This is a genomic window from Sphingobacterium sp. 1.A.4 (assembly GCF_002734245.1).
GTDB classification, from domain to species: domain Bacteria; phylum Bacteroidota; class Bacteroidia; order Sphingobacteriales; family Sphingobacteriaceae; genus Sphingobacterium; species Sphingobacterium tenebrionis.
The window spans coordinates 21,969-29,661 of record NZ_PEAZ01000067.1 but is presented as its reverse complement, the minus strand read 5'-3'; the positions used below and the strand labels follow the sequence as shown (position 1 = coordinate 29,661).

The window sequence follows — 7,693 nt, the reverse complement described above, 5'->3', positions numbered from 1 at the left end:
ATGATGAACATTATTCTAATACATTTACAAGGCTTGTTTCAAGAAATGGCATCAAAATGAAAGCAGCAGTAGCTGTGCAAAGGAAACTTCTAGAGCTGATGTTTATAATTTATAAAAACGAACAGCGGTATGATCCACAATACCATCTCCAAAAGTATCAGAACGAAAAAGTAGATACAAATTAGGGCGGCCAAAAACGGCTACCCTAAACAGGCTGGCAATAGACCGCCTAAAACCCGAAATTACAAAAAAAAGATAAAATTGACTTGTATATTAACACAGAATCTAAAAAGGTCTCTCAAAAAAATAACCCCGTCATTAAAAAATGGCGGGGTTTTCTGTTTTTTGTCCTYAAGATTTWGTATCTTAAGGTGCAMCCAAAAAACAATATGGCAAACATACAATTCAAAGCKCTTCCATCCAATAGTCCKAGTCTWTTTCCTGARAATATTTTWGAYCGTATTCCATTGAACCATCCTGTTCGGTTGGTGAATCAGGTTGTTGATCAGTTGGATCTGGATCATATTATCCGACTTTATAAAGGGGGAGGCACTACTAGTTTCCATCCCCGGATGCTCATCAAAGTGTTGTTCTACGCCTATTTAAGCAATATCTATTCTTGCCGCAAGATTGAACGCGCCTTACAAGAGAACATCTATTTCATGTGGCTTTCTGGCAACAGTACGCCTGATTATCGTATGATCAACTATTTCAGGGGGAAGCGTCTTAAGGGGCAAATACAGGAGTTGTTTGCAAGTATCGTCCGGATGTTACATGAAATGGAGTACGTCAGCCTGAAAGTTCAGTATGTTGATGGTACCAAGATCGAATCTGCAGCTGGTCGTTATACGTTTGTATGGAAGAAATCGGTTGAGAAAAACAAGGTAAAGTTAGAAGCGAACATCGCTTCGGTTCTTGCCGATATTGATGCGCAGATTACCCAAGACCAATCTACATTAGGCAATCAAGAAGTTAGCAAGGCTATCGACAGCACGCAGCTGAAGGAAAAGATCAAAGCGATCAATGCAAAGCTCAAAGTGGCCAATAAGTCTACCGATAAGCAGCTTAAGAAACTCGAAGATGACTACTTGCCACGATTGGAGAAATATGAAGAACAGCTGAAAATACTAGGGGATCGCAATAGTTATAGTAAGACCGATACCGATGCTGTGTTTATGCGCATGAAAGAGGATCACATGAAGAACGGTCAACTCAAACCCGCCTACAATACACAGATCAGTACCGAGGAACAGTTCATCACCCATTACAGTATCCATCAGACTACCGCAGACACGACAACCCTACCGGAACATTTGGAAGGCTTTGAGTCCCGTTACGGAAAACAAAGTGAGTCAATCGTCGCAGATGCCGGATATGGCAGTGAGCAGAACTATGAGTTGTTGGAAGGACAGGATATAACCGCTTTTATCAAGTACAATTACTTCCATATGGAGCAGAAGCGAAAGCATAAGCAGGATCCTTTTTCGGTACAGAACCTATATTACAATAATCAGGAGGATTTTTATGTGTGTCCGGCAGGACAGAAACTAAGCTTTGTCGGACAAACAACCAGGGTCAGTACCAACGGATATGCCGCCCAGGTGAGCTGCTATCAAGCTCATCGATGTGAGGTCTGTCCGATGCGTGATGGGTGTCATAAAGCACAGGGCAATCGTCTGATTGAAGTCAATCACCGCCTTGCTTGGCTCAAGGCTAAAGCTAGAGAAAGGTTACTGTCGGCACAGGGGCTATACCATCGAAGCAAAAGACCCGTGGAAGTCGAAGCGGTATTTGGACAGATGAAAAGCAACAACAGGTTTACCCGATTTAGCATGAAAGGACTGGAGAAGGTTACCGTGGAGTTCGGCTTGATGGCTATTGCCCATAACCTAAGAAAATGGGCAAAAAAGTGGAAAAACAAAGCTTTTATTGGTAAACCAGGTGGCAAAAACTTCCTATTTGCGATAAATCAAGCCATCAACATGCTGAAAAGTACAAAACATCGACTTGCAGCTTAATATTGCTCATGAAATTATAATTGAGCTCCAGAAAGCTATAAAACAGAAGAAGGTGCCTTTTTAGACACCTTCTCGCATGATTTGTTATAAAGATAAACTATTTACAACTTAATTGAAATACTTTTGTCTTCCATAGCCTGCACGGATTCATCGGTGATTTTTGGCGATTTCTTCTTGAGCAATTCAAAAAGCTCATCGCTTTCCCCATTGTAGATCACCTGTAGGGTTGAAACAGATGAATTGAACTTCATCTTCACTTCGCCCACTTTTTTGTCGGTCTCCAATCCTGTCGACAGGCTTTTCAGATCCGCCAATTTGATTCCTTGGATCTGGATTTCAAAATTACTTCCTTTAGCTTCCTTCTTACCAATCAGGTTATTGATTTTCCCACCAATACGACCTGCTTTTTCCGAAGAGCTCCCTACTTTGTTGGCTGTATTTTCCGCTTTGTTCAAGGCACGATCAATCTTGTCCAATAACCCTTGTGCTTTTACCATCCCCGACAATCCCATCATCAAGGATAACATTAAAATAATTTTTTTCATTTTTAATTAGTGTGAATTGTGATAGGATAAAATTAAGGGTAAAGATTCGCAGGCGAAATACCCGGATTTCAGTCAAAAAATGTAATGGTTTTCAGTTACAAAACCGAATTTCCGTACCTTTGCCAGGTGGAAAACATGCAGCAGAGATATTTCATCGAGATTTCATACAATGGAACGGCCTATCATGGTTGGCAGATCCAAGAAAATGCCGTTTCTGTTCAGGAGAAGCTCAATGAAGCATTGGCGATCCTTCTTCGTCAGCCTATTGAAACGATAGGTGCCGGCAGGACAGACACTGGCGTACATGCCAAACAATTGTTCGTCCACTTTGACAGCGATGCGGAAACCCTCCAAAAACCAGAACGCTTTGTTCATTCCCTGAATGCACTGCTCCCTTTTGATATTGCCGTAAAACGGTTGATAGCCGTAAATTCGGATGCACATGCACGTTTTGATGCTACGGAAAGAAGCTATGAATATCATATCCATTTTTCTAAGGATCCTTTTCGACATCAGTTTTCCTGGGCATTAAGGGATCAACCGGATGTGGAAAAGATGAATCTGGCCGCAAAAGATCTCCTCGGGAAACAGGATTTTTCCTGTTTCAGCAAGTCGAATACCCAGGTATTCACGAACAACTGCGACATCAAAGAAGCGGTCTGGGTATGGGAAGGCGATCACTTGGTATTCCATATCACCGCCGATCGGTTTCTACGGAATATGGTGCGGGCCATCGTGGGCACCTTGATGGAAATTGGGCTGGGGAAAAAACCGGTATCTTATGTAAAAGAAGTTATAGCCAGTAAAGACCGTTCAAAAGCGGGAACTTCTGTGCCGGCATGTGGTTTATATTTAACAAAAGTTTTGTATCCTTACATTGGAAATTAGTTTAGCTTGGAAAAGGAAAAAATAGCGGGCAACGCATACGATAGTAAGCTTTTAGGACGACTGGCCAAATATATCCGACCTTATAAGGGGATATTTTGGGTTTCGGTGGTATTGACCATCCTCTTGGCAGCGGTAGCTCCCGCATTACCCCTATTGGTGGAATACACCCTGGATCAATATATCCTTTCTGGGAAATCCGAAGGCTTGACCTGGATGTTGATGGTGATGTTTGCCTTACTTTTGGCACAGACCATTATCCGGTATTTCCATACCCTAATGACCAATACACTTGGACAATCGGTGATCCGGGACATCCGGATACAGGTCTTCAACCATATCACGAACCTTCGTTTAAAATATTTTGATAATACACCCATTGGTCGTTTGATCACGAGGACCATTTCTGATTTGGAGACCATTGCGAATATCTTCTCGGAAGGCTTGATACAGATCATTGGCGACCTGTTACAACTCGTGGTGATCTTGGGGGTGATGTTCTACACGGATTGGAGGCTTACCTTGGTCGTGCTGGTTCCTATGCCATTGATGATCGCGGCGACCTACATTTTCAAAGAGGCCATGAAATCGGCTTTTCAAAGTGTGCGTCTATGGGTCTCCAACCTCAACACTTTCTTGCAAGAGCATATCTCCGGGATGAGTGTGATTCAATATTTTGCGCGTGAGGATCAGGAAATGCGGAAATTCAAGGAAATCAATGCGGAACACCGGAATGCGCACATCCGTGCCAACTGGTACTTCTCCATCTTTTTCCCGGTGTTGGAGATTATTGTGGCCATTGCTACCGGTTTATTGGTTTGGTATGGCTCTAAACAGATCCTCGCGGATGTGATTTCGCCTGGGGTGGTAGTCGCTTTTATCATGTACATCAACATGATCTTCAGGCCAATCCGAGAGTTGATCGATAAGTTCAATACGCTTCAGATGGGTATGGTATCGGCAGAACGAATTTTTGATGTGTTGGATACGGATGAATTTACGCCGAATAAAGGAACGTATAAGCCAGCCCATGTTAAGGGAGAAATCACTTTTAAGAATGTTTGGTTTGCTTATAATGAAGAGAAATGGGTCTTAAAGGACCTAAGCTTCCATGTACATGCTGGGGAGACCTTGGCATTGGTTGGAGCGACTGGTGCCGGCAAATCGTCTGTAATCAACATCCTGAGCAGATTCTATGAGATCCAGAAGGGGGAGATCCTGTTGGATGGGGTTGATATTCGGGAATATGAATTGCATTACTTGCGACAGACCATTTCTACAGTGTTGCAGGATGTTTTTCTTTTTTCGGATACGGTATTGAATAATATCAGCCTGCACAATCCGAAGATCAGTTATGAATCTATTGTGGATGCGGCAAAAAAAGTAGGGGCTTATGATTTTATTATGCGTTTGCCCGGGAATTTTGATTATCATGTGCAGGAAAGGGGATCTACGTTATCAGCAGGTCAGGCCCAATTGATCTCTTTTATTAGGGCTTTGGTGCATGATCCGAAGATTTTGATCTTGGATGAAGCGACTTCTTCTATTGATACGGAAACGGAATTGTTGATTCAGCAGGCGATAGAGAACCTGATGGAAGGAAGGACTTCCATTGTGATTGCGCATAGGTTATCGACTATACAGAAATCGGATAAGATTATTGTGCTGGATAAAGGGAAGATTATGGAGATGGGATCTCATCATGAACTGTTGGAGATGGATGGGCATTATAGGAAGCTTTATGAGCTTCAGTTTAACTCGGCTGGGATTTAGGCTGGGGAAAGGTGTAGGGGGAAAGGTGTTGAAGGAAAGTGAAAGGCATAAAAAACGTCATTGCGAGGATCGAAGCAATCTTTCGATTAGTCCAAAGATTGCTTCGTCGTGCCTCCTCGCAATGACGGTATGGTTTCTCGCAATGACGCAGGCCCCCTCGTCAAGAGGATAAAAATATTACAGAGGATTAATTCAACCCTCTTTTTTTCATTAAATGCACTGGGTCAGGATCCGCTCCGCGGAACTTCCTATACATCTCCGCAGGATTTCCAGTTCCACCGCGCTCCAAGATATTACTTCTGAACGAAGCTGCTGTTGCCTGGTCATACAATCCTTTTTCCTTGAACGCTGCAAAAGCATCCGAATCCAACACTTCCGACCAGATATAGCTATAATACCCTGCAGAATAACCTCCTGAGAAGATATGTTGGAAATAATTACTCTTATAACGAGGGATAATCGCATCGATCAACCCGATCTTCGCCATCGCCGATTTCTCAAAATCATTTGCTTTTCCAGTAATTGCTGAAGTTGCGCTGTGGTAGTTCATATCCAAGATAGAAGCTGCTAAATACTCCACCGTAGCAAAACCTTGGTCGAATGTACCTGCTTTATCCATTTTCTCGATCAATGCATCAGGGATAGCTTCTTTAGTCTGGTAGTGTTTTGCATATGTTTTCAACACTTCTGGATCTCCTGCCCAGTTTTCCATGATCTGTGAAGGTAATTCCACGAAATCACGAGGCACAGAAGTACCTGCTAAGCTTTGGTATTTAACATTGGAGAACAAGCCATGCAAGGCATGTCCGAATTCGTGGAACAATGTAGAAGCCTCGTCGAAGGTCAACAATGCAGGTTGATCACCCACTGGTTTTGTAAAGTTACAAACGATAGAGATCACTGGAGCCACACGCTTGCCATCCTTACGGCTTTGGCTTCTGTAAGAAGTCATCCAAGCTCCTGAACGCTTTGATTCGCGTGGGAAGAAATCGGCGTATAACAATCCTAGGTGAGAACCATCTTTATCACGAACCTCATACACTTCCACCTCTGGGTGGTATACAGGAACATTGTTCAATGCTACGAAAGAAATACCCCATAGTTTATTTGCCGTAGAGAAAGCGCCTTCACGCACATCTGCTAAACTGAAATAAGGTTTGATCTCTTCTTCGTTCAATGCAAAACGTTTTTGACGGATCTTCTCTTGGTAATATCTCCAATCGTATGGCGCTACATTAAAGGTATCTTTAGCCGCTGCAATTTCTTTTTGGATATCTGCTGCCTCTAATTTTGCCTTCGCAATAGCTGGTGTCCATAATTTATTCAATAAGCTGTTCACATTTCCAGGGTTTTCTGCCATGGACTCTTCCAATACATAAGCCGCATGTGAACTATATCCCAATAATTTTGCTTTTTCCAAACGGTAGTTCGCAATCTTGATCAAGATGTCATTATTGTCTGTTTCATTGCCGTTGTTTCCACGGTTCTGCATCGCATCCCAAATCTTCTTGCGCAATTCGCGGTTATCCGCATACTGAAGGAAAGGCATTACAGAAGGATTATGCAGGGTAAACAACCATTTACCTTCTTGATTTTTAGCTTTTGCCTCAGCTGCTGCAGCATCTTTCAATGCCTGCGGCAATCCGGCTAAATCTTCTTCCTTGTCAACCACCATTTGGAAAGCATTGGTCTCTGCCAATAAATTCTGACCGAATTGGGTAGTCAACACAGAAAGCTCCGCATTGATTTTTTTCAGTTTCTCTTTATCGCCATCTGAAAGATTAGCTCCCGAACGAATGAAACCTTTATAGGTTTCTTCCAATAATTTCTGATCCTCAGCATCCAATCCTAAGGACTCTTTTTTATCATAAACCGCTTTCACACGTTTGAAAAGAGTTGGATTTAAGCTGATCTCATCACCATGTGCTGATAAAACCGGTGCCAGATCTTTTGCAATCGCCTGAATGGTATCGTTCGTGTTGGCCGAATTCAAATTAAAGAAAACCGTAGATACGCGGTTCAATAATTGACCGGAGTTCTCCAATGCCACCACGGTATTGGCAAAAGTAGGTTCATCAGAAATTTCCAGGATAGAATCGATCTCTGCATTATGGGCTGCTAAAGCTTGTTCGAATGCAGGTCTGAAATGTTCGTCTTTGATTAAATCGAAAGGAGGAACCTCAAAGTTCGTATCGTATTTCGCTAATAATGGATTGTTCAAATCTACTGTTGTTGTTGTTTTTGTCTCGTTGTTACATCCTACGATCATACTTGCTATGATGGCGCAGAAAGGTAAAAAACTTTTTTTATTCATTACTTTCCAGTTTGTTTCAATTTTTGTGCAAAGGTAAAGATATTTTAAAAAGATACCAATTCAACCATTTTTACAAACAAAGTAGTTTTTTATTATTTTTTCTCAACTTTGCTGTAACAAAGTTGACGTATAGGCGTCTAACTTACAAAGTTTTAAAA

At 42.2% G+C, this 7,693-nt stretch carries 5 protein-coding genes and 1 pseudogene; 4 read left to right on the top strand and 2 right to left on the bottom strand.

Annotation, left to right across the window (positions count from 1 at the left end; translation table 11 throughout):
• Together CRJ00_RS18990 and CRJ00_RS11750 are read left to right on the top strand one after the other, a co-directional pair.
• Positions 1 to 185, top strand: a pseudogene (locus CRJ00_RS18990) (IS110 family transposase); the annotation flags it as partial.
• A gap of 204 nt (positions 186 to 389) precedes the next feature.
• Complete coding sequence (locus CRJ00_RS11750) at positions 390 to 2,018, top strand: IS1182 family transposase (protein WP_218962210.1); 1,629 nt, start codon at positions 390 to 392, stop codon at positions 2,016 to 2,018.
• Between the two features lie 101 nt (positions 2,019 to 2,119).
• On the opposite strand, the gene CRJ00_RS11745 is transcribed toward CRJ00_RS11750, so the two are convergent.
• On the bottom strand, positions 2,120 to 2,563 hold the full coding sequence (locus tag CRJ00_RS11745) for a hypothetical protein (protein WP_099367065.1): 444 nt from the start codon (positions 2,561 to 2,563) through the stop codon (positions 2,120 to 2,122).
• 135 nt (positions 2,564 to 2,698) lie between these two features.
• Here CRJ00_RS11745 and truA point away from each other — a divergent pair, with 135 nt between their 5' ends.
• Both truA and CRJ00_RS11735 read left to right on the top strand, forming a co-directional pair.
• Entirely contained in the window at positions 2,699 to 3,451 is a 753-nt protein-coding gene (gene truA, locus CRJ00_RS11740; protein WP_209023088.1) for a tRNA pseudouridine(38-40) synthase TruA, read from the top strand.
• A 6-nt stretch (positions 3,452 to 3,457) separates the two neighbouring features.
• Positions 3,458 to 5,221 (top strand): ABC transporter ATP-binding protein, encoded by a 1,764-nt coding sequence (locus CRJ00_RS11735; RefSeq protein WP_099367064.1) that lies wholly within the window; start codon positions 3,458 to 3,460, stop codon positions 5,219 to 5,221.
• A 187-nt stretch (positions 5,222 to 5,408) separates the two neighbouring features.
• On the opposite strand, the gene CRJ00_RS11730 is transcribed toward CRJ00_RS11735, so the two are convergent.
• On the bottom strand, positions 5,409 to 7,535 hold the full coding sequence (locus CRJ00_RS11730; RefSeq protein ID WP_099367063.1) for a M3 family metallopeptidase: 2,127 nt from the start codon (positions 7,533 to 7,535) through the stop codon (positions 5,409 to 5,411).
• Positions 7,536 to 7,693: the final 158 nt, after the last annotated feature.